Genomic DNA, 26,329 nt, shown 5'->3' with positions numbered 1-26,329 from the left:
TCGTCACGCAGTGCAATGGTGCCGGGCATGACGACCAACGGGGGCCATGAGCCCGTCTTCTGCACCGTCGTACCGCCCCATGTCCTCGACAAGCTCGCCCGGGCCGAGGACCCCGTGCTCGCCGGCCCGGCCCGCAGGACCCTCCAGCGCGACGCCTACGAGCGCACCCACCGCCGGCTGACCACCGTGCTCGGCGCCCCCGCCGTCCCCGCGCCCCCCGGCGCCCGGCCCGGCACCCCGCGGCGCACGGTGTACGACGCACGGCACGGCACCGACCTGCCCGGCAGCAAGGTCCGCGCGGAGGGCGAGGAGCCCGGCAAGGACGCCACCGTCAACCGCGCCTACGCGGGCCTCGGCGCCACCTTCGAGCTCTTCCTCCAGGCCTTCCAGCGCGACTCCATCGACGGCGGCGGGCTGCCGCTGGACGCGACCGTGCACTACGACAAGGACTACAACAACGCCTTCTGGAACGGCGAGCAGATGGTGTTCGGCGACGGGGACGGGGAGATCTTCCTCGACTTCACCATCCCCATCGACGTCATCGGGCACGAACTCGCCCACGGCGTCACGCAGTACACCGCGAACCTGACCTACTTCGGCCAGCCCGGCGCCCTGAACGAGTCGATGTCGGACGTCTTCGGCGCGCTCATCAAGCAGTACACGCTCGGCCAGACCGCCGCCGAGGCCGACTGGCTGATCGGCGCCGGGCTGCTCGCCCCGCGGGTGACCGGCAAGGCGCTGCGCTCCATGAAGGAGCCGGGCACGGCCTACGACGACGACGTCCTCGGCAAGGACCCGCAGCCCGCGACGATGGACGACTACGTCCGCACCGGCCGCGACAACGGCGGCGTGCACATCAACTCCGGCATCCCCAACCGCGCGTTCTACCTCGCGGCCACCGCCCTCGGCGGCCACGCCTGGGAGCGCGCCGGGCAGATCTGGTACGACGTGCTGACCGGCGGCGAGCTCACGACGCAGGCCCTGTTCCCCGACTTCGCCACGCTGACCGCCGCCGCCGCGCAGGCACGGTACGGCGACGGCAGCGAGGAGGTGCAGGCCGTGCGCAAGGCGTGGGAACAGGTCGGGGTGCGCACCCGCTGATTCCGTACTAGACAGGTCCCATGCGTATTCAGGTGAGGCGCACGGGCGGATTCGCGGGCATCGAGCGGCACGCCGAGGTGGACACCTCGGGCCGGCCCGACGCACTCGAGTGGCACGCCCTGGCCGAGCAGGCGGTCGCCGCGGGCCGGGGCACGCCGCCGGTCGGGGTGCCCGACGGGTTCAGCTACCAGATCACGGTGGACGGAAGGACCGTGTACTGCTCCGATCCCCGGCTGACGGGGGAACAGCGCACGCTGATCACCAGAGTCCTCAAGGAAGGCGCGTAACCGCCCGTCTCCGCCGGGCCGTTGACACCCCGTCTCCCGGGTGCCGATGATCCCGCGCATGGCGACTCAAGAGCATCCGGTACCCCGGTTCCCGGCGGGCTTCCTGTGGGGCGTGTCGACGTCCGCGCACCAGATCGAGGGCGCGGCCGAGCTGCGCGAGCCGTCCGTGTGGGACGCGTTCACGCAGGTGCCGGGCCGGGTGAAGGACGGCTCGACGGCGGCGGTGGCCTGCGACCATTACCACCGCTACCGCGAGGACGTGGCGCTGCTGGCCGGGCTCGGCGTGGACGCCTACCGCTTCTCCGTCTCCTGGCCGCGGGTGAACTCCCCCGGCGGGCTGGACTTCTACGACCGGCTGGTGGACGAGCTGTGCGCGGCGGGCGTCCGTCCGGTGCCCACGCTCTTCCACTGGGATCTGCCGGTCGGCCGGGACTGGCTGGAGCGGGACACGGCCGCCCGGTTCGCCGAGTACGTGTCGGTGGTGGCCGAGCGGCTCGGGGACCGCGTGCACAAGTGGATCACCCTCAACGAGCCCGCCGAGCACACCCTGCTGGGCCACGCCCTCGGCACCCATGCCCCGGGCCGGCGGCTCCTGTTCGACGCGCTCCCGGTCGCCCACCACCAGCTGCTCGCCCACGGTCTGGCCGTACGGGCGCTGCGCGCGGCCGGGGTCAGGGACGTCGGGATCGCCAACTCCCACGCGCCGACCTGGCCGGCGTCACGGGAGCCCGCCGACGTGGAGGCGGCCGAGTTCTACGACGTCCTGCTCAACCGCCTGTTCGCGGACCCGGTGCTGCTCGGCGCATACCCGGCCGGGGTCGGCGAGTTGATGCCGGGCGACGTCGAGGCGGATCTGAAGGTCATCGGGGAGCCGGTCGACTGGTACGGCATCAACTACTACGCGCCGACCAGAGTGGGCGCCCCGCAGGGCACCGAGATCGAGTTCGGCGGGATCACCATGCCCGCCGAACTCCCCTTCTCGGTGCGGGAGATCGAGGGCGTCCCGGTCACCGACTTCGGCTGGCCGGTGGTCCCGGAGGCGCTCACGGAGCTGCTCACCGGCTTCCACGAGCGCTACGGCGACCGGCTCCCGCCCGTCGTCATCACCGAGAACGGCTGCTCGTACGACGGCCTCGACGACCGGGACCGGATCGCCTACCTCGACGGCCACATCCGCGCCCTGCACCGGGCGACGGAGGCGGGTGTGGACGTCCGCGGCTACTTCGTCTGGTCGCTGCTGGACAACTTCGAGTGGGCCGAGGGGTACGCGCGCCGCTTTGGTCTGGTGCACGTCGACCACAACACCCTGAAGCGAACCCCGAAGGCGTCGTACCACTGGTACCGGGACGTGCTCCGAACCCAGGGCTGACGCCCCCTCAGAACCCCAGCTTGCGCAACTGCTTGGGGTCTCTCTGCCAGTCCTTCGCGACCTTCACGTGCAGGTCCAGGAAGACCGGTGTGCCCAGCAGCGCCTCGATCTGTTTGCGGGACTTGATGCCGACCTCCTTCAGGCGCTTGCCCTTGGGGCCGATGATGATGCCCTTCTGGCTGGGGCGCTCGATGTAGACGAAGGCGTGGATATCCAGCAGCGGCTTGTCGGCGGGGCGGTCCTCGCGGGGGAGCATCTCCTCCACCACCACGGCGATGGAGTGCGGCAGCTCGTCGCGGACGCCCTCCAAGGCCGCCTCGCGGATCAGCTCCGCGATCATGACCTGCTCGGGCTCGTCGGTGAGGTCACCCTCGGGGTACAGGGGCGGGCCCTCGGGCAGCAGCGGGACCAGCAGGTCCGCCAACAGGTCGACCTGCTTGTTCGCGGTCGCCGACACCGGGACGATCTCGGCCCACTCGATGCCCAGCTCCTTGCCGAGCTGGTCGATCGCGATCAGCTGCTCGGCGAGCGTCTTGGAGTCGACCAGGTCCGTCTTGGTGACGATGGCGACCTTCGGGGACTTCTTGATCGCCGCCAGCTCCTTGGCGATGAAGCGGTCACCGGGGCCGACCTTCTCGTTCGCCGGCAGGCAGAAGCCGATCACGTCGACCTCGGCCCACGTCGTGCGGACCACGTCGTTCAGCCGCTCGCCGAGCAGGGTGCGCGGCTTGTGCAGGCCGGGGGTGTCCACCAGGATCAGCTGGGCGTCCGGGCGGTGCACGATCCCGCGGACGGTGTGCCGGGTCGTCTGCGGCTGGTCGGCGGTGATGGCCACCTTCTGCCCGACCAAAGCGTTCGTGAGGGTGGACTTGCCCGCGTTGGGGCGGCCGACGAAGCAGGCGAAGCCGGCCCTGTGGCGGGCCTCGGCCGGCTCTTCGGAAGACTGGGTACGAACGCTCATGCCGCCCATTCTCCCTGATCCACGGAGCCCCGCCGCACAGACGTCCGTCTCCCGTCCGGCAACGGGTCCCCCGGGGCCTTACGGAGCGTGCCGGGAGCGCATACGATCACGGCGTCCCGGGGCGAGGCGCCCCGGCCGGCTGCTCCGCTCTCTTCCCCCCAGAAGGCCACGGCATGAAGCTCATCACCGCGATCGTCAAGCCCTACCGCCTCGACGAGGTGAAGTCGGCGCTCCAGGAGCTCGGTGTGCACGGTCTGACCGTGACCGAGGCGAGCGGCTACGGCCGGCAGCGCGGCCACACCGAGGTGTATCGCGGCGCCGAGTACCAGGTCGACCTGGTGCCCAAGGTGCGGATCGAGGTGGTCGTGGAGGACGCCGACTCCGACGCCGTGATCGACGCGATCGTGAAGGCCGCGCACACCGGCAAGATCGGCGACGGCAAGGTGTGGGCGCTGCCCGTCGAGACCGTCGTACGGGTCCGGACGGGCGAGCGCGGCCCCGACGCGCTCTGAGGAGCCACGCCCGCCCACCGGCTCAGAACACGAACGGGCCCGGCGACTGCGGCGCCGTCGCCGTGCAGGTGATGGTGATGGTGATGCGGACCGTCATCGTCAGCGAACCGCCATACGCCTCCAGGCTGTCGCCCAGGGCCACGGTGCCGGGCAGCGGGCCGGCCCGGACCGGGTCACCGGCGGCCATCGCCGGGTTCTCGGTGGCCGTGAAGACGGTCGTGCCGCCGCCGAAGCCGGCCGCGAGTGTCGCACCGGTGCCCAGGCGTGTGCCTCTCATGGGGTTCTGCGCGCGGAGCGGATCTGACGGCCCGTCGGAACGTACGGTCCCCTTGATGCGCGAGAGACGGACCCCGGCAAGGATGAATTCCGGACTGCTCCGGACTACTCCGCGGGCACGGTCCGCCGCACCGCGCCGTCGGTCCCGGCGAGCAGCACCGGCGTACCGGCCCCGCCCAGGTCCCGTACGGCCGCGAGATCCTCGGCCGCCGCGCTCTGCGCCTCCGTCACCACGGCCGCCGCCTCCAGCGACTTCGCCCCGGACGCCACGGCCATCGCCACCGCCGTCCTGAGCGCGCTCAGCTGCAGCGAGTCCAGCTCCACGGTCCCGGCGACGTACGTACGTCCCGTCTCGTCGCGTACGGCGGCACCCTCGGCCACGCCGTTGCGGGCCCGCGCGGAACGGGCCAGGGTGACGATCTTGCGGTCCTCGGGGTCAAGCGCGTTGCTCTCGGTCATGCCCCGAGCATACGAAGTGCCCGTCAGGGCCGGTCCAGGCGGAGCCGCTCGGCGCGCGGCAGTCCGGCGACGACGAGGTCGTAGGAGTCCTCGACGAGTTCGCGGACCAGGCGGTCGGGCAGGCTGCCGTCGACGGTGACGGTGTTCCAGTGGCGCTTGTTCATGTGGTAGCCGGGGAGGACGAGCCCCGGATGCTCCTCGCGCAGCCGGACCGCGTCCTCGGGGTCGCACTTGAGGTTGACCGTCAGGGGCCGCGCGTCCAGGTTCGTCAGCGCGAACAGCTTGCCGAGGACCTTGAAGACGGAGGTCTCCGGGTTGAACGGGAAGTCCTCCACCACGGCGTTGAAGGACAGGCACAGGGCGCGCAGCTCCTGGGGGGTCACTCGTCCTCCTCGCCTTCCTTCGCGGCGCCCACCGGCTCCACCAGCACGGTCACGATCTTGTTCCGGCGGCCTGCCGCGGCCTCCGCCGTCAGCCGCAGCTCCCGGTCGTCGGGGAGCTTGACGACGGCCGAGGCACCGGCGATCGGGACCCGGCCCAGCGCCTTGGCGAGGAGTCCGCCGACGGTCTCCACGTCCTCGTCGTCGTATTCGTCGAGGCCGTACAGCTCGCCGAGGTCGGTGATGTCCAGGCGGGCGGTGACCCGGTAGCGGTCCTCGCCCAGGTCCTCCACCGGCGGGAGCTCCCGGTCGTACTCGTCGGTGATCTCGCCGACGATCTCCTCCAGGATGTCCTCGATGGTGACGATGCCCGCGGTGCCGCCGTACTCGTCGATGACGACGGCGACGTGGTTGCGGTCCTGCTGCATCTCGCGCAGCAGGTCACCGGCGTTCTTGGTGTCGGGCACGAAGGCGGCGGGCCGCATCGCGGTCGACACCAGCTCGCTCTCCGCGTCCCGGCTGATGTGCGTCTTGCGGGCGAGGTCCTTGAGGTACACCATCCCGACGATGTCGTCCTCGCTCTCCCCGGTGACCGGGATGCGCGAGAAGCCGGACCTGAGCGCGAGGGTCAGGGCCTGGCGGATGGTCTTGTAGCGCTCGATGACGATGAGGTCGGTGCGCGGCACCATGACCTCGCGCACGAGGGTGTCGCCGAGCTCGAAGACGGAGTGCACCATCCGGCGCTCGTCGTCCTCGATCAGGGACTCCTTCTCGGCGAGGTCGACCAGCGCGCGCAGCTCGGCCTCGGAGGCGAAGGGGCCGCGGCGGAAGCCCTTGCCGGGGGTGAGGGCGTTGCCGAGGAGGATCAGCAGGGACGGGATCGGGCCCATGATCCGGGCGAGCGGCAGCAGTACGTACGCCGCCGCCGTCGCGGTGTTCAGCGGGTGCTGGCGGCCGATGGTCCGGGGGGAGACGCCGACGGCGACGTACGACACCAGGACCATGACCGCTATCGCCACCAGAAGGGCCTCGGTGGTGCTGGAGAACTCCTGGAGGCAGGCGTAGGTGACCAGCGCCGCCGCGGCCATCTCGCAGGCCACGCGGACCAGCAGCGCCACGTTCAGATAGCGCGTCGGGTCGGCGGCGATCTGCGCGAGCTTGGCGCTGCCGCGCCGTCCCGAGCGGGCGGCCTCCTCGGCGCGGAAGCTGGAGACGCGCGCCAGGCCGGCCTCCGCGCAGGCGGCGAGCCAGGCGACCACGACGAGCGCGATCGCGCCGAGGACCAGTTGCGGACTCATGAGACGGTCGGAGCCGGGGAGGGACCGGTCAGGCCCTTCTCCGCACGCCAGCCGTCCACGATCGCCGCCTGGAGTCCGAACATCTCGGCCTTCTCGTCGGGTTCCTCGTGGTCGTAGCCGAGCAGGTGCAGCACGCCATGGACGGTGAGCAACTGGAGCTCCTCGTCCATGGAGTGCTGCGTCGGCGCTTCCTCGCCCTGCCGCTTGGCGACCTCGGGGCAGAGCACGATGTCGCCCAGCAGGCCCTGCGGGGGCTCGTCGTCGTCCTTGGACGGCGGCCGCAGCTCGTCCATCGGGAAGGACATGACATCCGTCGGCCCGGGCAGGTCCATCCACTGGATGTGCAGCTGCTCCATGGCGTCGGCGTCCACGACGATCACCGAGAGCTCGGAGAGCGGGTGGATGCGCATCCGAGCGAGCGCGTAGCGGGCGATGTCGAGGATCGCCTGCTCGTCGACCTCGGTTCCGGACTCGTTGTTGACGTCGATCGACATGGTCGTGCTGGTCTACTTCCCCTTGGAGCCCTTGGCAGCCGTCTTCGACCGGCCCTTGTGCGTGCCGTTCTCGGTGCCGTGCTTGCTGTCGTACACCTCGTACGCGTCGACGATACGGCCGACCAGCTTGTGCCGGACGACGTCGTGGGACGAAAGCCGGGCGAAGTGGACGTCGTCGACGCCCTCCAGGATGTCCTGCACCTGCCGCAGACCGGACTTGGTGCCGGACGGCAGGTCGACCTGGGTCACGTCACCGGTGATGACGATCTTCGAGTCGAAGCCGAGGCGGGTGAGGAACATCTTCATCTGCTCGGGGCTCGTGTTCTGGGCCTCGTCCAGGATGATGAAGGCGTCGTTGAGGGTACGGCCGCGCATGTAGGCCAGCGGCGCGACCTCGATGGTCCCGGCGGCCATGAGCCGCGGGATGGAGTCGGGGTCGAGCATGTCGTGCAGCGCGTCGTACAGCGGGCGCAGGTAGGGGTCGATCTTCTCGTACAGGGTGCCCGGCAGGAAGCCGAGCCGCTCGCCCGCCTCGACCGCGGGGCGGGTCAGGATGATGCGGTTGACCTGCTTGGACTGCAGCGCCTGCACCGCCTTGGCCATGGCGAGGTAGGTCTTGCCGGTACCGGCGGGGCCGATGCCGAAGACGATCGTGTGCTTGTCGATCGCGTCGACGTACCGCTTCTGGTTGAGGGTCTTCGGGCGGATCGTGCGTCCGCGCGAGGAGAGGATGTTCTGGGTGAGCACCTCGGCCGGGGTCTCGGGGGTCCCCTCGCCGCTCTCGCTCGCCCGGAGCATGGCGATCGAGCGTTCCACTGCGTCCTCCGTCATCGGCTGTCCGGTGCGGAGCACCAGCATCATCTCGTCGAACAGGCGCTGGACAAGGGCGACTTCACGGGCCGCGCCGACCGCGCTGATCTCATTGCCCCGGACATGGATGTCGACCGCCGGGAAGGCCTTCTCGATCACGCGCAGGAGGGAGTCACCGGATCCCAGCACGGTCACCATGGGGTGCTGGGCGGGGACGGTGAACTGTGCTCTCGCCTGCTCCTGCGCGGATGTGTGAGCTGTGGGTGTCTGAGTCATGGGCCGGCTCTGTAGGCCTTGCTCGTCCTCCTCGAAACGGTGCGTCCGCCACAGGGGCGGCCTGGCGATTCCAGGGTACGCCGCACGACTGACAAGCCCGTAGGCCTTTTCCGCTCAGGCGGAGCGGCCGAAGCCGATCGTCGGGACCGCGCGGCGCAGCGGCCAGGGGCGGGCCGGGTCCGTGGGGACCAGGTCGGCGAGGAAGGCGTAACGGCGCAGCGCCGCCGGGTGCTGGTCGTCGTAGGACTGGATCCTGCGCCACCAGGCGCCGATCTCGGCCCAGCCGGGGGCCGAGAGGGAGCCGCCGAACTCCTGGACGGAGAGGGCCGCCGTCAGGCCCGCGAAGGCGAGGCGGTCGGCGAGCGGCCAGCCGGCGAGGGTGCCGGCGACGAAGCCGGCCACGAAGACGTCCCCGGCGCCGGTGGGGTCGAGGGCCTCCACGGCGATGGCCGGAACCTCGGCGCTCTCGCCGGTGCGCCGGTCCACGGCGTAGGCGCCCTCGGCGCCGAGGGTGACCACGGCGAGCGGTACGTGCGCGGTGAGGGCGTGGGCGGCGGCGCGCGGGCAGGTGGCGCCGGTGTAGCGCATGGCCTCCTCGGCGTTCGGCAGGAACGCCTCGCAGTGCGCGAGGTCGGTGAGCCCGGCGAGGTCCCAGGCGCCGGTCTCGTCCCAGCCGACGTCGGCGAAGATCCGGGTGCCCTTGGCGGCGGCCTGGGCGATCCAGGGGGCGCTCCTTCCCGGTTCCAGGGAGGCGACAGCGGCACGCGCGCGTGGGGGGCAGTCGGGGGCGGGCTCCTCCGGGGGCGGTTCGTGGCCGTGGGAGACCATCGTGCGTTCGCCCTCGTAGGCCATGGAGACGGTCACCGGGGAGTGCCAGCCGGGGACCGAGCGCGAGGAGGTGAGGTCGATGCCCTCGCCCTGCTCCAAGGCGTCCCAGCAGTACTCGCCGTAGTGGTCGTCGCCGAAGGCCGCGGCGAGGGAGGTGCGCAGGCCGAGGCGGGCCAGGGCGGTGGCCATGTTGGCGACGCCGCCGGGGCTCGACCCCATGCCGCGGGCCCAGGACTCGGTTCCGCGCACCGGGGCGGAGTCGAGCCCGGTGAAGATGATGTCCAGGAAGACGGTGCCCGTGAGATACACGTCCCAGGGCGGATCGGCGGGGGTGCGCAGCGCGGCCAGGGGGTCGACCTGGGCCGGGCACTGCGGCCTCCCGGCGATGGGGGCGGAGGGTCCCTTTCCGGTGGACGCGGCGGACGCGATCACGGTGCGCTCCCTGACGTGGTGCGGTTCAGGCCAGTGTGCACCACCCCACTGACAACGCGCCGCCGCGCGCACCGGCCCCACCGGTCGCGCCGGGCCCGGTGCCGCCCCGGCGGGCCGGCACCGGGCGCCACCTCCCCGGGAGGCCGCGAGCTACCAGCGCGGGACGGCCGGTGTGACCCAGTCGGGGTCGGCGACGCGCATCGCCGCCGCGTCGTCGCGCTCCCGCAGGGTGCCGTCGTCATCCAGCCACCGCTGATGCAGGAACCGCAGCTTGTCGCGGTCGAGTTCGACGCCGAGGCCGGGCCGGTCACAGACGGCGACCTTGCCGTCCTCGAAGCGCAGCCGCTCGGTGAGCACGTCCTCGGTCTGCCAGGGGTAGTGGGAGTCGCAGGCGTGCTGCAGGTTCGGGACGGTGGCCGCGACGTGGGTCATCGCGGCCAGGGAGATCCCCAGGTGGGTGTTGGAGTGCATGGACACCCCGATCCCGAAGGTCCGGCAGATCGCGGCCAGTTGCTGGGTGTTGCGCAGCCCGCCCCAGTAGTGGTGGTCGGAGAGGACGACCTGCACGGCGTCCCGGACGAACGCCTCCTCGATCTCGGCGAACGTCGTCACGCACATGTTGGTGGCGAGCGGCACCTCGGTCCCGGCGGCCACCTCGGCCATGGCCGGGGTGCCGAGCGCGGGGTCCTCCAGGTACTCCAGGACGTCCGCCAGTTCCTTCGCCACCTTCAGCGAGGTCTCCACCGACCAGGCGCCGTTGGGGTCGAGCCGCAGCGGATGCCCCGGGAAGGCGTCCGCGAGCGCCCGTACGGCGGCGATCTCCTCGTCCGGCGGGAACACCCCGCCCTTGAGCTTGAACGACGTGAATCCGTACCGCTCCGTGAACGTCCGCGCCTGGGCGACGATGCCCGCCGGGTCCACGGCGGCGCCCCAGTCGTCCCGCTCCGCCGTCAGGCTCGCCGGGTGTTCGGCCCACCGGTAGAACAGGTACGCGCTGTACTCGACCGCGTCGCGCACCTTGCCGCCGAGCAGGGCGTGCACCGGCAGCCCGAGTGCTGTGCCGAGCGCGTCCAGACACGCCACCTCGAAGGCGGAGACCACGGACAGCCGCAGCTTGTCGGCGGTCTGGACGCCGCGCAGTCCGCCCACGTCGACCTGGTCCGAGACCCGGGAGCCGTCGACCGCGACGTCCTCGGCGAGGGCGAACAGACCGTTCAGCTCGCTGACTCGTCGGCCGATCAGCCGCGCGGCGAAGGGCCGTGCCAGTTCCAGGTACTTCGTGTCGCCGTAGGTCTCCCCTACCCCGGTGATCCCGTCGGCGGTCACGACCTCCACGATCAGCCGGGGCGTGTAGGGCTGGTGGACGCCCTGGGTGTTGAGCAGGGGCGGGTCGGCGACGAGGATCGGCGTCAGCCGGACATCGGTGACGGTGAGGTTCACAGCGCGGCTCCTACGAGGTCCAGGCCGGTGGTGAGCAGGGCTTTCAGGTCGGCGAGGTCGGTGTCCGACGGATCCGTCAGCGGAGCGCGCACCGGTCCCACCGGGCAGCCCCGCAGTCGCGCCGCCGCCTTCACCAGGGACACGGCATAGCCGGGCACCCGGTCGCGGAGTTCGACGAACGGGACGTAGAAGTCGCGCAGCAGCCGGTCCACCGTCTTGTCGTCGCCGTCGCGCAGGGCGGCGAAGAAGCGGTTCGCGATCTCGGGCGCGAAGGCGTGCACGGCGGAGGAGTAGGCGGGGACGCCGACGGCGGCGTAGGCGCGGGCCTGGATCTCGGCGGTGGCGGCGCCGTTGAAGAACAGGAAGCCCTCGGGGGCGGCGAGCGTGAGGCGCTGGAGCCGGTCGAGGTCGCTGTGGCCGTCCTTGAGCCCGACGACGTTCGGCAGGGCCGCGATCCGCCGCAGCGAGCCGGCGCTGAAGGCGACCTGTCCGCGCTGGTAGGCGATGAGCGGCAGCCGGGTGGCCGAGGCGATCCGCGCCAGCTGCCGCACCAGCCCTTCCTGCGGGGCGGCGACCAGGTAGTGCGGCAGGACGAGGAGGGCGTCGGCGCCCGCCTGTTCCGCGATGCGCGCGAACCGTACGGCCTGCGCCCAGCCGTAGCCGATGCCCGCGACGACGGGCAGCCTCCCGGCCGCCTCCTCGACCGTGACGGTGACGACCGTGCGGTACTCGTCCTCGTCCAGCGAGAAGAACTCACCGGTGCCGCAGGCGGGGAAGACCGCGCCGGGCCGGGCGGCGATGCGCTCGGCGACATGGGCGCGGAAGCCGTCGGGGTCGAGGCTGCCGTCGTCGTGGAAGCTGGTCAGCGGGAACGACAGCACCCCGCCCGCCATCCCGTCGCGCAGCCGCCGTACGGCCGTGTCGGTGTCGAGGGCCACGGTCATTCCATCTCCCCACGCAGACGGTATCCATATATGTAGATGGAGGCTAAGGATGCGAACGGCCGGGCGTCAATGGCCGTGCCCCCGTCACCGGCGGCCGACCAGCAGGAAGGCGCGTGTTTACCCGCCCTTGCCCCGGCGAAACAGAATGTGCCCCGGATCACACCACCCGCCCTTCTTCACCCCTCCCCCCGCTTGATACAAATTGCCCGCGCGTTCCTGTCCGTCGACGGTCGTCGCCCTCCCCCTTCCGAGCCGCTCCTTTCGCATGCCCTGGGAACGCCCGTGTCCGCCCGCACCACCCTGCCCTGGCCCCTCGTCGCCCTTTTCACGGCCGGGTACCTGGCTCCGTATCTCCTGCCGACCACCGTCGGCCGCCTGGATACGGGACTTGACCTCTCCGCCACTCAGGCCGGCGCCATCGGCAGTGCCCTGCTCCTCGGTTCGGCCGCCGCGGGGTTCCTGCTCGCCTCGCGCGTCGACCGGATCGGCCCCCGCACCCTGGCCCGCCTCGGCCTCACGCTCGCCGTCCTCGGCTACGGCGGGGCCGCGCTGACCCACTCCGTCCCGGCCGTCGTCGCGGGCGCCGTGATCGGCGGATGCGGCTCCGGTACGGTCACCGCGGTCGCCGCCACCGGGATCGCCGCCCGTCCGGACCCGCACCGGGTCACCACCTGCGGCCTGCTCGGCGTCTCCGCCCTCGCGGGCGCCGTGTACCTGACGGTCCCGCACCTCGGCCCCGGCCACGGCCTTCCGCTCGCCGCCATCGCGCTCACCGCGCTGGCCGTGTGGCCGCTGACCGGCCGCCTCCCGGCTCCGGACCCCGGGGCCCGGAGCCGGCAGGAGACCGGGCCGCTCCCCCATCCGCGCTCCGGACTCGTCCTCGCCGCCGCCCTGATGTGCTGGTCGCTGGCCCAGAACTCCCTGTGGGGCGTCAGCGGCCGGATCGGTCTGACGCAGGCACACCTGAGCGAGGTCACGGTCGGCCTGGTGTTCGCCGTGGCGCTCGGCGCGGGCCTGCTCGGCGTGGTCGCGGCGAGTGCGATCGGCCCCCGGCTCGGTCACGCGCTGCCCATCGGCGCGGGTACGGCCGTCATCGCGGTCTGCATCGCGGTCAGCGCGTCCGCACGGGACCTGACGACCTTCGCGGCCGGCGAGATCGCCTGGAACGCCCTCTACCCGATCGTCCTGTCCTACGTCATCGGCCTCGCCGCGTCCCTCGACGGCCGGGGGCGCTGGGCGGTCCTGGTCGGCTCGGCGTCCTCGCTGGGCACGGCGGCGGGCCCGCTGGCAGGCAGCTTGCTGTCGGCGCAGGCGGGCTTCCCGGTGATGGGGGCGGTGCTGGCCGCGGGGCTGCTGGTCGTCGGGGTACCCATGACGATGGTGGCAAGGGGCGCCGGCCGGCGATCGCTGCCGGTGGTGGAGATCCCGGTGGAAACCCCCGCGTACGACCGGGCGACGGCGGCCTGAGCGCCGCTCTCAGGGGCGCGGGGAACTGCGCGGCAAGCCTCCACGCAGCCGCAGCCGACCGGCGACCCCCCGCTGCGCCCGCTAGAACTCGTACGCCTCCACCTCGGCCAGATACCGTGCCCGCCGCTCCTCGTCGTGCTCCAGGAAGCTCGCCAGGAAGGAGTTGCGGGCCAGTTCGCGCAGCCGGTCGTCGGTCAGGCCCAGCGCCTCACGCACCGCGCCGAAGTTGTCGCCCGCGTACCCCCCGAAGTACGCCGGGTCGTCGGAGTTGACCGTGCACAGCAGGCCCGCGTCGAGCATCGCGGGCAGCGGGTGGTCCGCCAGGGTGTCCACGGTGCGCAGGCGGACGTTGGAGAGCGGGCAGAGCGTCAGCGGGACCCGGTCCCGGACCAGCCGCTCCACCAGCGCCGGGGACTCCATGCACCGCAGCCCGTGGTCCACGCGCTCCACGCCCAGCACGTCCAGCGCCTCGGTGATGTACTCCGGCGGCCCCTCCTCACCGGCGTGCGCCACCCGGCGCAGGCCGAGGGCGGCGGCGGCCTCGTACACCTCGCGGAACTTCACCGGCGGATGCCCGACCTCGGCGGAGTCCAGGCCGACGCCGACGATCCGGTCGAGGTACGGCTTCGCGGCGTCCAGGGTCGCCATGGCCGACTCGGCGGACTCGTCGCGCAGGAAGCACAGGATGAGCTGCGTCGAGACGCCGTGGTCGGCCTCGCTGCGGTCCAGCGCGCGGGAGAGCCCCTCGACGACCGTGCCCATGGACAGCCCCCGCGCCAGATGGGCCTGCGGGTCGAAGAAGATCTCCGCGTGCCGCACGCCCTGCGCGGCGGCGCGGGCGAGATAGGCGTGCGCGAGATCCTCGAAGTCCCGCTCGGTGCGCAGCACCGCCATGAGCTCGTAGTACAGGTTCAGGAAGGACTGCAGATCCTCGAACCGGTACGCCTCGCGGAGCGCCTCGGTGTCCGCGTACGGCAGCTCGACAGCGTTGCGGGCGGCCAGCTCGAAAGCCAGCTCGGGCTCCAGGGTGCCTTCGATGTGAAGGTGCAGTTCTGCTTTCGGGAGAGGCATCAAAGCATGGTACGGGCCTCTCACCGACGTTTCGGAACCGGCACCCGTAGCAGATCGTGCGCCACCGTCAACTCCCCCTCGAACCCGGCGGCCCGCGCCTGCCGCTCGAACTCGTCGGGCTCGGAGTAGCGCTGGCTGAAGTGCGTCAGCACCAGATGCCGTACGCCCGCCTCCCGCGCCACGCGGGCCGCCTGGCCCACGGTGAGGTGGCCGTGCTCCACGGCGAGGTCGGTGTCCTCGTCGAGGAAGGTCGACTCGATGACGAGCAGATCGCAGCCGTCGGCGAGCGCGTGCACCCCGTCACACAGCCGGGTGTCCATGACGAACGCGAACCGCTGGCCGCGGCGCACCTCGCTGACGTCGTCGAGCCGCACGTCACCGAGCGCGCCCTCCCGCTGGATCCGCCCCACGTCGGGGCCCTTGATGCCGTGCGCGGCGAGCCGGCCGGGCAGCATGCGGCGGCCGTCGGGCTCGATGAGCCGGTAGCCGTACGACTCGACGGGATGGGAGAGCTTGCGGGCCTCCAGCGTGTAGCCGGGGGTGGTGGCGAGTGTCCCGTCCTCGCTCACGGGTGCCTGGACGATCTCGACGGTCTCCCGGTACGCGGTCGCGTAGCGCAGCCGGTCGAAGAAGCGCTGGCCCGACTTGGGGTAGTGCGCGGTCACCTCGTGCGGGACCTTGTCGAGGTTGATCCGCTGGATGACCCCGGCGAGGCCGAGCGAGTGGTCGCCGTGGAAGTGCGTGACGCAGATCCGGTTCAGGTCATGGGCGGCGACCCCGGCGCGCAGCATCTGGCGCTGCGTGCCCTCGCCGGGATCGAAGAGGATGCCCTCCCCGTCCCAGCGCAGCAGGTAGCCGTTGTGGTTGCGGTGCCTGGTCGGCACCTGGCTCGCGGTGCCGAGGACCACGAGTTCGCGCACGGACATGGCTCGTTACCCGGGGGGCCACTGCATGCCACGGCCGCCGAGGACGTGGGCGTGGACGTGGAAGACGGTCTGGCCGACGCCGGCGCCGGTGTTGAAGACGACGCGGTAGGAGTCGAGCTTCTGCTCGTCGGCCACCTCCTTGGTCTCCCGCAGTACGTCGGCGGCCAGTTCCGGCGCGGCGGCGGCGAGGTCGGCGGCGTTCGCGTGGTGCGCCTTGGGGATCACCAGGACGTGCACCGGGGCCTGGGGGTTGATGTCCTGGAAGGCGACGGTGGTCTCGGTCTCCCGGACGATGGTGGCGGGGATCTGGCCTGCGACGATCTTGCAGAACAGGCAGTCGTCCTGGGGTTCTCCTGGCATTCGGGTTCCTCCGGAGGGTGCGCCCAATGATTCGGGGGCATCGTATCGTCGGCGCGTGCGCGTCTTTTGGGGCCGGTCGTGCCGTTACGTGGGCATCCCCGGCGGAGTGCGTGCCGGACTGCCTTCCAGCGCCTCCAGCGCCATCCGTACCGCCTCGTCCAACTGGGCGTCGCGGCCCGCCGCGTAGTCCTGCGGGCGCTGTACCACCTCCACGTCCGGGTCCACCCCGTGGTTCTCCACCCCCCAGCCGGAACCCTCCAGCCAGATCGCGTACTTCGGCTGGGTGATCAGGGTGCCGTCGACCAGGCGGTAGCGGCTGTCGATGCCGACCACTCCGCCCCACGTGCGGGTGCCCACCACGGGGCCGATGCCCAGGGCCTTGATCGCGGCGTTGACGATGTCGCCGTCCGAGCCGGAGAACTCGTCGGCCACCGCCACCACGGGGCCGCGCGGGGCGTCCTCGGGGTAGCTGGCGGGGCGCATGCCCCGGGGGACGCTCCAGCCGACGATCCGGCGGGCCAGCTTCTCCACGACCAGTTGGGAGGTGTGGCCGCCCCGGTTCTCCCGGATGTCGACGATCAGGCCCTCGCGGGCGACCTCCACCCGCAGGTCCCGGTGGATCTGGGCCCAGCCCGGCGCCTGCATGTCGGGGACGTGGAGGTAGCCGAGGCGGCCGCCGGAGCGCTCGTGGACGTAGGCCCGCCGGTCGGCCACCCAGTCGTGGTAGCGCAGGGGCTCCTCGTCGGCCACGGGGACCACCACCGCGTGCCGCAGCTCGCCGCCGCCCGCCGGGGACACGGTCAGTTCGACGGGCCGGCCCGCCGTGCCCACCAGCAGGGGGCCGGGGCCGGTCACCGGATCGACCGGCACTCCGCCCACCGCGACGATCGCGTCCCCCGCCCGGACCGCCACCCCGGGTGCCGCGAGCGGGGCGCGGGCGTGCGGGTCGGAGGTCTCCGACGGCAGGACGCGGTCGATGCGCCAGGTGCCGTCCGCGCGGCGGGAGATGTCCGCGCCGAGCAGACCCTGGCGGGGTCCGGTGCCGGAGCCGCCGCGCGGGATGACGTAGGCGTGGGAGGTGCCGAGTTCGCCCTGGACCTCGTAGAGCAGGTCGACCAGGTCGTCGTGGGTGGCCAGCCGGTCCAGGACCGGGCGGTAGCGGTCGAGCACCGCCGCCCAGTCCACTCCGCTCATGTCGGGGCGCCAGAAGTGGTCCCGCATGATGCGGCCGGTCTCCTCGTACATCTGCCGCCACTCGGCGGCCGGGTCGATCACCTGCCGCACCCGGCCGAGGTCGACGGTGAGGTGGGAGTCGCCGTCCTCGTCGCCCGAGGCCCGCCGGTCGCTGGGGACGACCTTGAGCCGGCCCTCGGTCCACAGCAGCACCCGCTTGCCGTCGCCGCTGACCTCGAAGTGGTCGGCGTCGGCGGCCAGATGCTCCACGCGCTGCTGGACGAGGTCGTAGCGCTCCAGCTCGGACTTGGGGTCCGGGTCGTCCGGAGCGGCCCGGGACGAGCCGAGTTCGCCGGTGACCGGGTGGCGCAGCCAGAGCAGGCCGTCCCTGGCGGCGCGCAGGTCGGTGTAGCGGGCGGCCTCGACCGGGAACGGCACGATCCGGTCGGCGAGCCCTTCGAGGTCGATCCGGGTGGCCGGGGTGCCCTCGCTGTCCGGTGTCTCGTCCTTGTCGGGCGCGTCGAAGGGGCGTCCGTGCCGCTGCGGTCCGAACGGCGACGGCGTCGTCGCGGCCAGCGTGATCAGGTAGGGGCGGGAACCGGCCACGAAGGCCAGGTCGAAGACGTGCTCGTCGTAGACCGGGTCGAAGGAGCGCGCCGAGAGGAACGCCAGGTGCTTGCCGTCCTGGGTGAACGCGGGCGCGTAGTCCTGGAAGCGCAGCGGTGTGGCCTCGGTGACCGAGAGGTCGGTGGTGTTGGCGAGGCGCAGTTGGCTCAGCGGGCTGGGGCCGGGGTGCGACCAGGCCAGCCAGGCGGAGTCCGGGGAGAAGACGAGCCCGGACACATCGCCGTCCTCGCTGCGGTCGACCTCGCGGACCTCGCCGGTCTCCCGTTCGACGAGGAGCACCCGTCCGTCGTGCGAGGCGACGGCGGCCCGGCTGCCGTCGGGGGCCACCGCGAGGCCCAGGACGCGGCCGAGCCGTCCGGCGGCGAGCCTGCGCGGGGTCGCGCCGGGGGCGAGTCCGGTGGCTGGGGCGAATTCCAGCGCGTCGTCGCCCTCGGCGTCGGTCACCCACACCACCCACTCCTCGCCGTCCACGCGGAAGGTGCGGGGCTTGCGGGCGCGTACGCCGGGTTCGGCGGCGAGCACACGGGCCGGTCCGGAGCGGTGGGTGACCCAGTGGATCGCGCCGCGCACCAGGACGGCGCTGCCGCGCCCGGTGTGGTCGGGGGCCGCGGCGCCGAACCAGCGGGCGGCGCTGACCGGATGCGGGCGGCGATCGGTGCGCTGGCCGCCGAGCCGGATGTCGAGGCGGCGCGGCTCGGCGCCGTCCAGGTCGTCCAGCAGCCAGAGTTCACCGGCCGAGGCGTAGACGACGCGGGTACCGTCACCGGCGGCGTGGCGGGCGTAGAAGCCTCCCCCACTCTCGGCTTCGCTCGACCGGGAGGTGCCCCCATGGGGGGTGTGGCGGCGCAGGTCGGTGCCGTCGGCGAGGGAGGAGTAGAGCGCGCCGACGCCTTCGTGGTCGCTGAGGAAGGCGATGCGGTCACCGGCCCAGACGGGGTGCTCGATGTTCCCGTCCAGGTCCTCGTGCAGCCGGACGAACTCGCCCTGCCCCTCCCGGTCGATCCACAACTTGCCCATCCGGCCGCCCCGGTAGCGCTTCCAGTGGGCCGCCTCGAGACTCATGGTCGCGGACAGCAGCACGGTGTGCGGCCCGAGGGCCACATCCCCGACGACGCCGTACGGCAGGGTCGTCGACGGTCCGCCGTCGAGCGGGACGGCGTGCGCCCAGGTGCGGTCGCGGCTCGCCCGGCCCCGGTTGCTGGTCACGAGGACGTCGCCGTCGGGGGTCCAGCCGCGCACCCGGGTGCGGGCGCCCCAGTGCGTCAGGCGGGTGGAGGGGCCGCCGGCCACGGGGGCGGTGTGCACCTCGGGGGCGCCGTCGCGGCTGGAGGTCCAGGCGACGGTGGCGCCGTCGGGCGAGATGCGCGGCAGCGAGACCGGCATGTTGTCGGCGCTGACCCGCCAGGCCCGGCCGCCGTCCAAGGGGGCGAGCCAGACGTCGTCCTCGGCGGTGAAGGCGACCAACTCGCCGTGCGGATGCGGGTAGCGGAGATAGGCGGCGGCAGGCTGAGTCACCCGATCACCCTACGCACCCGCGTGACCTCGGGTAAGGGGTTTGCGATCACTCCCTCACTTGCCCTCGGGCCAGCACTGCGGATCCTCCTTGCAGTACAGCGTCTTGGTGACGGTCACCGTGACGGTGGGTCCGGGCTGCCCCGGTCCGTCACTGCTGGGCGGGGCCACCGGGGAGGGGGTTCCCTCGCAGTCGCCGAGCCCGTCGACCTCGAACCAGACCTTGCCGGCCACCTTCGCGGTGAGGTGACCGCGCACGCACTTGCCGTCGGTCGCCCGGGTGACGAGACCGTCGACGGTGATGTCCTTGCCGTCCTTGGTCTTGCCGGTGCACTCCACCTCGGCGACGGTCTGTTCGGCCGCGTCCGGAGTCGAACCGCCGCCGTCGTCGCCGTAGGAGGCGGTGCAGGTGAGCCACTGGACCTCCGCCTTCCGGCGCTCCAGTTCCCGGGTCACCGTCTGGTCGGTGGTCCACGCGATGGACGCGGTGCTCAAGCCGCCGCCCTCGCACGCGGCCGTCCCGACGACGGCGAGGACGACCAGTCCGGCCGCACCCGCCACGCGCGCCCCGCGCGGGCGTCCCCAAATCCGCCTCAATGCCCCCATGGAGGGCAGCCTGCCACTGTCCGGTCCGTGGCGGTAGAGCGCATACGGACACTCAGCACTCCCGCACGTCACAATCGAGTACCGACCAACTGCCCCGCTACCGGAGGACCGTTGACACCCCCGCGGATCCGCTCGCCCCGACTCCTGCCGGGACCGCGCGTCCCCGGCGAACCGCAGCAGAGCCCGGAGCCCGCGGCCGACCCGGCCGCCGGACCGCCCGCGCCGCCGCACCGGCGCCGGGTGCGGATGCTCGTCGACGTGGTCGACCAGCCGGACGAAGTGGCCTATGTGACCGCCCTGTTCGAGGAGCGGGGCTGGGCCGTGCGTCCCGCGGAGGGCGAGGAGGCGGCGCTCGCCCCGGCGCACCGGACCACCCTCGTCGTCGAGGTCCGGCTGCACGGGGCCCGCCTGGGCGCGCTGCGCACCGCCACCATGGAGGTCGAACGGCTCACCCGGCAGGCCGAGTTGGGCGCCTGGGCGCGGGACGCGGCGCTGGTCGAGCACGAGCGGCCCGCCCGGACGACGTACTGCCTGCACCGGGCGCTGCCGACGCTCGGGCGGGTGTGGATCTGGCTCGGCGGGGCCGACGAGCAGCGGGCGGTGACCGTCCCGGCGGGGCCGCGGTCCCGGGAGGCGGCCGAGGCCGAACTGGCCGCGCGCGCCCTGGGCGGCCGTCCCTTCGACCCGGCGGCGCACGCCCTGCGGGTGCCGGGCCACTCGGACGCGGACCCGCCGCGCGACGAGACCCCGCACGAGCGCCGGGTCCGCCTGGTGTGGCTGTGGGCGGCGATGGCGGGCCTGCTGCTCGCGATGGTCTGCGGGATGTACGTCGTCTGGGCGGAGGGCGCCTGGAAGCTGCTGGCGGCGCTGCTCAGCCCGGCGGGGGCGCTGCCGCTGGGGCGGACCGCCAAGGAGACGCGGACCCGGGGCCGCGGGGTGCAGTGGGCGGCGGGAATCGCGGGCACCACGGCGCTGGCCGCGTTCGGGGCGCTGGTCGGTCGGGGCAGCAGTCCCGGTCAGCTGTGGGCGGGGCTGCTGCTGCTCGCGCTGGGCCTGTTCACGGGCGCCGGAGTGGTACTGGCCGTCCGCCGTACCTTCTTCACCCGGCACGCGGCCTGGCTGGTGCCGCTGTCGGTGCCGGTGCTGTGGTCGATGGTGGGCTGGCTGGGCGGGCAGATGCACGCGGCGTACCTGGACCGGTTCGACATCCGCGCGGACACGGTGCCGGTGTCCACCCTCGGCCGGTACCTGGCGGCGGCCGAGCCCATGGGACTCGCCCTGGGCAGCGCGGTGTTCTTCGTGGCCGTCATCGGCTGGCTGCGCCACTTCCACCTGGGCCGGGACGGCAGCAACCGTCTCTTCGCCGCGGTCCTGGCCACCCTGCTGGGCGTGGTCGTCGCCCTGACCGCGATCGGCATCGGCACCCGCGACGCGGCGAGCGCGGCGGGCCGGGCCGCGGAGAACGTCGCCCACGACGGCAGGCGCCCGCCCGACTACTTCGGCGTCTACGCCCACTTCGTCTGCGTCCGCCCGGTGGACCCGGCCAAGCCCCTGCCCGTGGACAACGGCCCGGCCCCCACCGACCACCCCGTCCTGTCCTTCGGCACCGCGACCGACTGGATCTGGCTCTGGGACCCGTCCCGCCACGAGGGCCCCCGCCAGGAGTCCTTCGCGGTCCGCAGGGAGGACGTACAACTCCTGCCCGCGACGTACTGCTAGGCCGGTCGGCGGCGGGCCCCCTGAGTGGTCAGCCCCAGCGGCCGGTGCGGGTGAGGAGCAGGGCCGCCGCCGCTGTTCCGGCGGTGGAGGTGCGCAGGACGGTCGGGCCGAGCACGTACGGCCGCGCCCCGGCCTCCTCGAACAGCGCCAACTCCTCCGGCGACACGCCCCCTTCGGGCCCGACGACCAGCACGATCTCGCCCTCCGCGGGCAGTTCGGCGGCGGCCAGCGGCTCGGTCCCGCTCTCATGGAGTACGGCGGCGAAGTCGGCCTTCGCCAGAAGTGCCGCGACCTGCTTGCTCGTTGCCGCGTCCGCGACCTCGGGGAAGCGGACCCGCCGGGACTGCTTGCCGGCCTCCCGCGCGGTGGCCCGCCACTTGCCGAGCGCCTTCGGTCCCCGCTCGCCCTTCCACTGCGTGATGCAGCGGGACGCCGACCACGGCACGATCCCGTCGACCCCGACCTCGGTCATCGTCTCGACGGCCAGCTCACCCCGGTCACCCTTGGGCAGGGCCTGCACGACGGTGATGCGGGGCCGCGGCCGGGGTTCCTCGGCGACCGAGTCCACCCGGACGGTCAGCCGGTCCTTGCCCTCGGTCTCCAGCACCGCGCACTCCGCCCAGCGCCCGGCGCCGTCGGTGAGGACGACGTCCTCGCCGGGGCGCAGCCGTTTCACCGAGACCGCGTGGCGGCCCTCGGGCCCGTCCAGGACGTACCGTCCGCCGGGGGCCGCGTCGAGGCGCTCGACCACGAACACCGGAGCCGTCATCGTCCGGCACCGCCTTCCTGGAAGGCCGACAACGCTGTCCTGGCGGCGGCGAGTTCGGCCGCGAGGACCTCGACCAGCTGCCCGGCGGGCAGTTCCCGTGCCATCCGGTGGCCCTGCCCCGCCCACAGCGCCATGCCCTGCGCGTCGCCCGCCTTGGCGGCGGCCTTGCGCAGCGGCGAGGTGAGGTGGTGGATCTCGGGGTAGGCCGCGGGGGCGTAGGGGCCGTGCTCGCGCAGGAAGCGGTTGACGAGCCCGCGCGCGGGGCGGCCGGAGAACGCCCGCGTCAGCTCCGTACGGACGAACAGGGGGTTGGTCAGCGCCTGCTTGTGGACCGCGTGCGCGCCGGACTCGGGAGTCGCGAGGAACGCGGTGCCGAGCTGGGCGGCGCTCGCGCCCGCGGCGAGCACGGCGGCGATCTGGCTGCCGCGCATGATGCCGCCGGCGGCGACCACGGGGAGGGCGACGGTCTCGCGGATCTGGGCGAGGAGCGACAGCAGGCCGATGCCGGCGCCGTCGGTCTCGGGGTTGTCGCGGTGCGTGCCCTGGTGGCCGCCGGCTTCGACGCCCTGCGCGATCACCGCGTCGGCACCGGCCCGCTCGACGGCGAGGGCCTCCTCGGCGGTGGTGGCGGTGACGAGGGTGAAGGTTCCGGCCCGGCGGAGGGAGTCGAGCACGTCACTGCTCGGCACGCCGAAGTGGAAGGAGACCACCGGCACCGGGTTGTCGAGCAGGACGGCGAGCTTGGCCTCGTAGCCGTCGTCCCGCCCGCTGTCGCGGTCCCCCAGCTCGGTCTCGTACCAGCCGGCCTCTCCGGCGAGCTGATGGGCGTACACGTCGACGGCCGCCGCGTCCGCGTACTCCGGCTGCGGCATGAAGAGGTTCACACCGAACGGGCGGCCGGTGAGCCCCCGCAACTGCTTGATCTCCTGGTACATGCCGTCGGCGGTCTTGTACCCGGCGGCGAGGAACCCCAGCCCGCCGGCCTCGGCCACGGCAGCGGCGAGGGCCGGCACGGAGACGCCGCCCGCCATGGGGGCCTGCACGATCGGAAGGGGAAAAAGATCGGTCAGTGCGGAGGACATGACGGCATGTTGTCACGTCCTCCGAACAACTCCGAATCCACCCGTCCGGACGGCACGGACCGGAGGCGGCACCAGACGTCAGCGGCCGTTGAACGCATCCTTCAACCGCGAGAACAGCCCTTGCTGCCCCGGCTGGAACTGGCCCTGGGGCCGTTCCTCGCCGCGCAGTTTGGCCAGTTCGCGGAGCAGGCGTTCCTGTTCCGGGTCGAGCTTGTTCGGGGTCTGGACCTCGACGTGGACGATCAGGTCGCCCCGGCCGCCGCCGCGCAGATGCGTGACGCCCCGGTCGTGCAGCGGGATCGACTGGCCGGACTGGGTGCCCGGGCGGATGTCGACCTCCTCCAGGCCGTCGAGGGTCTCCAGCGGCACCTTGGTGCCGAGGGACGCCGCCGTCATCGGGATCGTCACCGTGCAGTGCAGATCGTCGCCGCGGCGCTGGAACTGCGCATGCGGCAGCTCGTGGATCTCGACGTAGAGGTCACCGGCCGGTCCGCCGCCCGGGCCCACCTCGCCCTCACCAGCGAGCTGGATCCGCGTGCCGTTGTCGACACCGGCCGGGATCTTGACCGTGAGCGTACGGCGGGACCGCACCCGGCCGTCACCGGCGCACTCCGGGCACGGCGTCGGCACCACGGTGCCGAAGCCCTGGCACTGCGGACACGGCCGCGAGGTCATGACCTGGCCCAGGAAGGACCGCGTCACCTGCGACACCTCACCGCGCCCGCGGCACATGTCGCACGTCTGCGCGGAGGTCCCCGGCGCGGCGCCCTCGCCGCTACAGGTGTTGCAGACGACCGCCGTGTCGACCTGGATGTCCTTCGTCGTGCCGAAGGCGGCCTCGTCGAGCTCGATCTCCAGCCGGATCATGGCGTCCTGGCCCCGGCGGGTGCGCGAGCGCGGCCCGCGCTGCGACGCCGTACCGAAGAACGCGTCCATGATGTCCGAGAAGTTCCCGAAGCCGCCCGCGCCGAAGCCGCCGGCGCCCGCGCCGCCCGCCTGGGACAGCGGGTCGCCGCCGAGGTCGTAGACCTGCTTCTTCTGCGGGTCCGAGAGCACCTCGTAGGCGGCGTTGATCTCCTTGAACCGCTCCTGGGTCTTCGGATCGGGGTTGACGTCCGGGTGCAGCTCGCGGGCGAGCCGCCGGAAGGCCTTCTTGATCTCTTCCTGCGACGCGTCGCGGCGCACGCCGAGAACGGCGTAGTAGTCCGTGGCCACTTACGACTCCGCCAGGATCTGTCCGACGTACCGTGCCACTGCGCGTACCGCTCCCATCGTTCCCGGGTAATCCATGCGGGTCGGTCCGACCACGCCGAGCTTGGCGACTGCCTCGCCGCCCGAACCGTAGCCGACCGAGACCACGGACGTGGAGTTGAGTCCCTCGTAGGCGTTCTCGTGACCGATGCGTACGGTCATGCCCGAATCCCCGGCCTCGCCAAGGAGCTTGAGGAGCACGACCTGCTCCTCCAGTGCCTCCAGGACGGGCCGGATGGTGAGGGGGAAGTCATGTCCGAAGCGGGTGAGATTGGCGGTGCCGCCGATCATCAGCCGCTCCTCGTTCTCCTCGACCAGCGTCTCCAGCAGCGCGGAGAGGACGGCCGAGACCGTGCCGCGGTCCTCCATGTCGAAGCCCTCGGGGAGGTCCTCGACGAGGGTCGGCACATCGGTGAAGCGCCGGCCCGCGATCCGGCTGTTCAGCCGGGCCCGCAGATCGGCCAGGGACGCCTCGCCGAACGGCGCGGGGCAGTCGACCATCCGCTGCTCGACCCGCCCGGTGTCCGTGATCAGCACGAGCATCACGCGCGCGGGGGCGAGCGAGAGCAGCTCGACATGGCGCACGGTGGACCGGGTGAGCGACGGATACTGCACGACGGCGACCTGCCGGGTGAGCTGCGCGAGCAGCCGTACCGTCCTGGCCACCACGTCGTCGAGGTCGACGGCGCCCTCCAGGAAGTTCTGGATGGCCCGCCGCTCGGGCGCGGTCATCGGCTTGACGCCGGCCAGCTTGTCGACGAAGAGCCGGTAGCCCTTGTCGGTCGGGATGCGCCCGGCGCTGGTGTGCGGCTGGGCGATGTAGCCCTCGTCCTCCAGCGCCGCCATGTCATTGCGGACGGTCGCCGGGGAGACGCCGAGGTTGTGCCGCTCGGTCAGGGCCTTCGACCCCACCGGCTCCTCGGTGCCCACATAGTCCTGGACGATGGCGCGCAGCACCTGCAGCCTGCGTTCACTCAGCATCCGCGCACACCTCCAGAAGTCGCACCCCCCAGTCCCCCGGGGCCCCTCGCCTGGCACTCGGTCCGCCCGAGTGCCAGCGTTCCCGGCCCAGTGTACGGCGGTGGGGTACTCCCCGGGCAAGGTCGGTCCTGCTGTGACGGGTCGTACAGCTAGCGTCGCGGTATGACGGTGACTTGGGAAGAGCTGGGATGGGAGCGGGTCGCGGCCGGGGTGGGCCGGTGCCGGCTGCCCGGCTGGGACTGCACGGCGGGCCTGGTCGTCGGAGAGGGTAAGGCGCTGGTGGTCGACGCCGGGTCGAGCCTGGCCGAGGGGGCCCGGCTGCGGATGCGGGCGGAGGCGCTCGCCGGTCACCGTGTGACGCATCTCGCGCTGACGCATCCCCACTTCGACCATGTGCTCGGCGCCGCGGCCTTCGCGGGGGCGGAGGTCTACGGCGCGGTGGGCATCGACTCGGTGTACGGGCCGCACGGCCGGGCGGCGCTGCGCGCGGACGCGGTGCGCCACGGGCTGGACGCGCGCGCGGCCGACGAGGCGGTGGACGTCCTCACGCCGCCCCGGCATCACGTCTCCGGCGAGTGGACCCTCGACCTCGGCCCCGGCCGCCGGGTCCTGCTGGCGAACGTGGGCCCCGGCCACACGGCCCACGACCTGGTGGTCCTGGTCCCCGGCTCCCCGGAGGTCGTCTTCTGCGGCGACCTGGTGGAGGAGTCGGGCGACCCCCAGGCGGGCCCGGACGCCGTGCCGTCGCGGTGGCCGGCGGCGCTGGACCGGCTGCTGGCGCTGGGCGGCGAGGACGCGCTGTACGTGCCCGGTCACGGGGCGGTGGTGGACGCGGCGTTCGTACGGGCGCAGCGGGACGCGCTGGCGGCCCGTTTCGGCGTGTCGTAGGACCTGGTCCGGCGCTTCTCCTATCGTCAT

Annotated in this window: 25 protein-coding genes and 1 pseudogene; 7 read left to right on the top strand and 19 right to left on the bottom strand. The window is 72.7% G+C overall.

From position 1 onward, the window contains the following. The first annotated feature begins 27 nt into the window (after positions 1-27). From ACFYW5_RS08145 to ACFYW5_RS08135, 3 genes are read left to right on the top strand one after another with little or no spacing between them, the layout of a single operon-like run. Positions 28-1,101: a M4 family metallopeptidase gene (locus ACFYW5_RS08145; protein ID WP_389416109.1), complete on the top strand. Its 1,074-nt coding sequence runs from the start codon at positions 28-30 to the stop codon at positions 1,099-1,101. Between the two features lie 20 nt (positions 1,102-1,121). Then, positions 1,122-1,388 (top strand): protealysin inhibitor emfourin, encoded by a 267-nt coding sequence (locus tag ACFYW5_RS08140; protein ID WP_389416108.1) that lies wholly within the window; start codon positions 1,122-1,124, stop codon positions 1,386-1,388. A 46-nt stretch (positions 1,389-1,434) separates the two neighbouring features. Beyond that, on the top strand, positions 1,435-2,757 hold the full coding sequence (locus ACFYW5_RS08135; RefSeq protein ID WP_389416433.1) for a GH1 family beta-glucosidase: 1,323 nt from the start codon (positions 1,435-1,437) through the stop codon (positions 2,755-2,757). A 7-nt stretch (positions 2,758-2,764) separates the two neighbouring features. On the opposite strand, the gene era is transcribed toward ACFYW5_RS08135, so the two are convergent. Beyond that, complete coding sequence (gene era / locus ACFYW5_RS08130) at positions 2,765-3,718, bottom strand: GTPase Era (RefSeq protein ID WP_389416107.1); 954 nt, start codon at positions 3,716-3,718, stop codon at positions 2,765-2,767. A gap of 173 nt (positions 3,719-3,891) precedes the next feature. On the opposite strand from era, the gene ACFYW5_RS08125 reads away from it, so the two are divergent. Further along, positions 3,892-4,230 (top strand): P-II family nitrogen regulator, encoded by a 339-nt coding sequence (locus tag ACFYW5_RS08125; protein WP_315888081.1) that lies wholly within the window; start codon positions 3,892-3,894, stop codon positions 4,228-4,230. A 22-nt stretch (positions 4,231-4,252) separates the two neighbouring features. Here ACFYW5_RS08125 and ACFYW5_RS08120 read toward each other — a convergent pair. From ACFYW5_RS08120 to ACFYW5_RS08080, 9 genes and pseudogenes are all read right to left on the bottom strand, one after another. Then, a pseudogene (locus tag ACFYW5_RS08120) lies at positions 4,253-4,459 on the bottom strand (hypothetical protein); the annotation flags it as partial. 152 nt (positions 4,460-4,611) lie between these two features. Next, positions 4,612-4,965, bottom strand: coding sequence for a cytidine deaminase (locus tag ACFYW5_RS08115; protein ID WP_389416106.1), 354 nt, complete (start codon positions 4,963-4,965; stop codon positions 4,612-4,614). A gap of 23 nt (positions 4,966-4,988) precedes the next feature. Further along, on the bottom strand, positions 4,989-5,348 hold the full coding sequence (locus ACFYW5_RS08110; protein WP_389416105.1) for an MmcQ/YjbR family DNA-binding protein: 360 nt from the start codon (positions 5,346-5,348) through the stop codon (positions 4,989-4,991). Further along, positions 5,345-6,643, bottom strand: a complete 1,299-nt coding sequence (locus ACFYW5_RS08105; RefSeq protein ID WP_389416104.1) for a hemolysin family protein — start codon at positions 6,641-6,643, stop codon at positions 5,345-5,347. Before ACFYW5_RS08105 ends, ACFYW5_RS08110 begins: the two co-directional genes overlap by 4 nt. Continuing rightward, entirely contained in the window at positions 6,640-7,137 is a 498-nt protein-coding gene (ybeY, locus tag ACFYW5_RS08100) for an rRNA maturation RNase YbeY (protein ID WP_186287118.1), read from the bottom strand. Before ybeY ends, ACFYW5_RS08105 begins: the two co-directional genes overlap by 4 nt. Before the next feature lie 12 nt (positions 7,138-7,149). Further along, positions 7,150-8,223, bottom strand: coding sequence for a PhoH family protein (locus tag ACFYW5_RS08095; protein ID WP_389416103.1), 1,074 nt, complete (start codon positions 8,221-8,223; stop codon positions 7,150-7,152). 114 nt (positions 8,224-8,337) lie between these two features. Further along, positions 8,338-9,483 (bottom strand): carbohydrate kinase family protein, encoded by a 1,146-nt coding sequence (locus ACFYW5_RS08090; RefSeq protein WP_389416102.1) that lies wholly within the window; start codon positions 9,481-9,483, stop codon positions 8,338-8,340. A 150-nt stretch (positions 9,484-9,633) separates the two neighbouring features. Further along, a complete protein-coding gene (locus ACFYW5_RS08085; RefSeq protein ID WP_389416101.1) occupies positions 9,634-10,923 on the bottom strand; it encodes a glucarate dehydratase family protein in 1,290 nt (429 codons plus the stop codon). Beyond that, positions 10,920-11,867 (bottom strand): 5-dehydro-4-deoxyglucarate dehydratase, encoded by a 948-nt coding sequence (locus tag ACFYW5_RS08080; protein WP_389416100.1) that lies wholly within the window; start codon positions 11,865-11,867, stop codon positions 10,920-10,922. Before ACFYW5_RS08080 ends, ACFYW5_RS08085 begins: the two co-directional genes overlap by 4 nt. Before the next feature lie 282 nt (positions 11,868-12,149). On the opposite strand from ACFYW5_RS08080, the gene ACFYW5_RS08075 reads away from it, so the two are divergent. Next, on the top strand, positions 12,150-13,334 hold the full coding sequence (locus ACFYW5_RS08075) for an MFS transporter (protein WP_389416099.1): 1,185 nt from the start codon (positions 12,150-12,152) through the stop codon (positions 13,332-13,334). An 81-nt stretch (positions 13,335-13,415) separates the two neighbouring features. Here ACFYW5_RS08075 and ACFYW5_RS08070 read toward each other — a convergent pair whose 3' ends face one another. From ACFYW5_RS08070 to ACFYW5_RS08050, 5 genes are all read right to left on the bottom strand, one after another. Continuing rightward, complete coding sequence (locus tag ACFYW5_RS08070; protein ID WP_389416098.1) at positions 13,416-14,405, bottom strand: adenosine deaminase; 990 nt, start codon at positions 14,403-14,405, stop codon at positions 13,416-13,418. Positions 14,406-14,425: 20 nt separating this feature from the next. Next, positions 14,426-15,331, bottom strand: coding sequence for a ribonuclease Z (locus ACFYW5_RS08065; RefSeq protein WP_389416097.1), 906 nt, complete (start codon positions 15,329-15,331; stop codon positions 14,426-14,428). A gap of 6 nt (positions 15,332-15,337) precedes the next feature. Further along, complete coding sequence (locus tag ACFYW5_RS08060) at positions 15,338-15,691, bottom strand: histidine triad nucleotide-binding protein (protein ID WP_389416096.1); 354 nt, start codon at positions 15,689-15,691, stop codon at positions 15,338-15,340. Positions 15,692-15,775: 84 nt separating this feature from the next. Further along, positions 15,776-19,006: a S41 family peptidase gene (locus ACFYW5_RS08055; RefSeq protein ID WP_389416095.1), complete on the bottom strand. Its 3,231-nt coding sequence runs from the start codon at positions 19,004-19,006 to the stop codon at positions 15,776-15,778. Positions 19,007-19,060: 54 nt separating this feature from the next. Further along, positions 19,061-19,609, bottom strand: a complete 549-nt coding sequence (locus tag ACFYW5_RS08050) for a hypothetical protein (protein WP_389416094.1) — start codon at positions 19,607-19,609, stop codon at positions 19,061-19,063. Positions 19,610-19,720: 111 nt separating this feature from the next. On the opposite strand from ACFYW5_RS08050, the gene ACFYW5_RS08045 reads away from it, so the two are divergent. Beyond that, positions 19,721-21,328, top strand: coding sequence for a hypothetical protein (locus ACFYW5_RS08045; protein WP_389416093.1), 1,608 nt, complete (start codon positions 19,721-19,723; stop codon positions 21,326-21,328). 28 nt (positions 21,329-21,356) lie between these two features. Here the strand turns inward: ACFYW5_RS08045 and ACFYW5_RS08040 are convergent, their stop codons facing one another. The 4 genes from ACFYW5_RS08040 to hrcA form a co-directional block, all read right to left on the bottom strand. Then, positions 21,357-22,097 (bottom strand): 16S rRNA (uracil(1498)-N(3))-methyltransferase, encoded by a 741-nt coding sequence (locus ACFYW5_RS08040; RefSeq protein WP_389416092.1) that lies wholly within the window; start codon positions 22,095-22,097, stop codon positions 21,357-21,359. Then, positions 22,094-23,179 carry a nitronate monooxygenase gene (locus ACFYW5_RS08035; protein ID WP_389416091.1) on the bottom strand — a complete coding sequence of 362 codons (1,086 nt, stop codon included), beginning with the start codon at positions 23,177-23,179 and terminating at the stop codon, positions 22,094-22,096. Before ACFYW5_RS08035 ends, ACFYW5_RS08040 begins: the two co-directional genes overlap by 4 nt. A 78-nt stretch (positions 23,180-23,257) precedes the next feature. Then, on the bottom strand, positions 23,258-24,394 hold the full coding sequence (gene dnaJ / locus ACFYW5_RS08030) for a molecular chaperone DnaJ (RefSeq protein WP_389416090.1): 1,137 nt from the start codon (positions 24,392-24,394) through the stop codon (positions 23,258-23,260). Further along, positions 24,395-25,411, bottom strand: a complete 1,017-nt coding sequence (gene hrcA, locus ACFYW5_RS08025) for a heat-inducible transcriptional repressor HrcA (protein ID WP_389416089.1) — start codon at positions 25,409-25,411, stop codon at positions 24,395-24,397. 162 nt (positions 25,412-25,573) lie between these two features. Here hrcA and ACFYW5_RS08020 point away from each other — a divergent pair, with 162 nt between their 5' ends. Continuing rightward, a complete protein-coding gene (locus ACFYW5_RS08020) occupies positions 25,574-26,299 on the top strand; it encodes an MBL fold metallo-hydrolase (RefSeq protein WP_389416088.1) in 726 nt (241 codons plus the stop codon). Positions 26,300-26,329 lie beyond the last annotated feature (30 nt).

It is taken from the genome of Streptomyces sp. NPDC002779 (genome assembly GCF_042888685.1).
GTDB lineage: Bacteria > Actinomycetota > Actinomycetes > Streptomycetales > Streptomycetaceae > Streptomyces.
This window is presented reverse-complemented; position numbering and strand designations above follow the sequence as displayed.

Bases quoted from the DNA above. Each gene is read 5' to 3' on its own strand.
- hrcA (WP_389416089.1), bottom strand. From the start codon at position 25,411: ATGCTGAGTGAACGCAGGCTGCAGGTGCTGCGCGCCATCGTCCAGGAC.
- ACFYW5_RS08035 (WP_389416091.1), bottom strand. From the start codon at position 23,179: ATGTCCTCCGCACTGACCGATCTTTTTCCCCTTCCGATCGTGCAGGCC.
- era (WP_389416107.1), bottom strand. From the start codon at position 3,718: ATGAGCGTTCGTACCCAGTCTTCCGAAGAGCCGGCCGAGGCCCGCCAC.
- ACFYW5_RS08060 (WP_389416096.1), bottom strand. From the start codon at position 15,691: ATGCCAGGAGAACCCCAGGACGACTGCCTGTTCTGCAAGATCGTCGCA.
- ACFYW5_RS08080 (WP_389416100.1), bottom strand. From the start codon at position 11,867: ATGACCGTGGCCCTCGACACCGACACGGCCGTACGGCGGCTGCGCGAC.
- ACFYW5_RS08145 (WP_389416109.1), top strand. From the start codon at position 28: ATGACGACCAACGGGGGCCATGAGCCCGTCTTCTGCACCGTCGTACCG.
- ACFYW5_RS08050 (WP_389416094.1), bottom strand. From the start codon at position 19,609: ATGGGGGCATTGAGGCGGATTTGGGGACGCCCGCGCGGGGCGCGCGTG.
- ACFYW5_RS08070 (WP_389416098.1), bottom strand. From the start codon at position 14,405: ATGCCTCTCCCGAAAGCAGAACTGCACCTTCACATCGAAGGCACCCTG.
- ACFYW5_RS08135 (WP_389416433.1), top strand. From the start codon at position 1,435: ATGATCCCGCGCATGGCGACTCAAGAGCATCCGGTACCCCGGTTCCCG.
- ACFYW5_RS08095 (WP_389416103.1), bottom strand. From the start codon at position 8,223: ATGACTCAGACACCCACAGCTCACACATCCGCGCAGGAGCAGGCGAGA.
- ACFYW5_RS08140 (WP_389416108.1), top strand. From the start codon at position 1,122: ATGCGTATTCAGGTGAGGCGCACGGGCGGATTCGCGGGCATCGAGCGG.
- ACFYW5_RS08065 (WP_389416097.1), bottom strand. From the start codon at position 15,331: ATGTCCGTGCGCGAACTCGTGGTCCTCGGCACCGCGAGCCAGGTGCCG.
- ACFYW5_RS08020 (WP_389416088.1), top strand. From the start codon at position 25,574: ATGACGGTGACTTGGGAAGAGCTGGGATGGGAGCGGGTCGCGGCCGGG.
- ACFYW5_RS08105 (WP_389416104.1), bottom strand. From the start codon at position 6,643: ATGAGTCCGCAACTGGTCCTCGGCGCGATCGCGCTCGTCGTGGTCGCC.
- ACFYW5_RS08125 (WP_315888081.1), top strand. From the start codon at position 3,892: ATGAAGCTCATCACCGCGATCGTCAAGCCCTACCGCCTCGACGAGGTG.
- ACFYW5_RS08040 (WP_389416092.1), bottom strand. From the start codon at position 22,097: ATGACGGCTCCGGTGTTCGTGGTCGAGCGCCTCGACGCGGCCCCCGGC.
- ACFYW5_RS08115 (WP_389416106.1), bottom strand. From the start codon at position 4,965: ATGACCGAGAGCAACGCGCTTGACCCCGAGGACCGCAAGATCGTCACC.
- ybeY (WP_186287118.1), bottom strand. From the start codon at position 7,137: ATGTCGATCGACGTCAACAACGAGTCCGGAACCGAGGTCGACGAGCAG.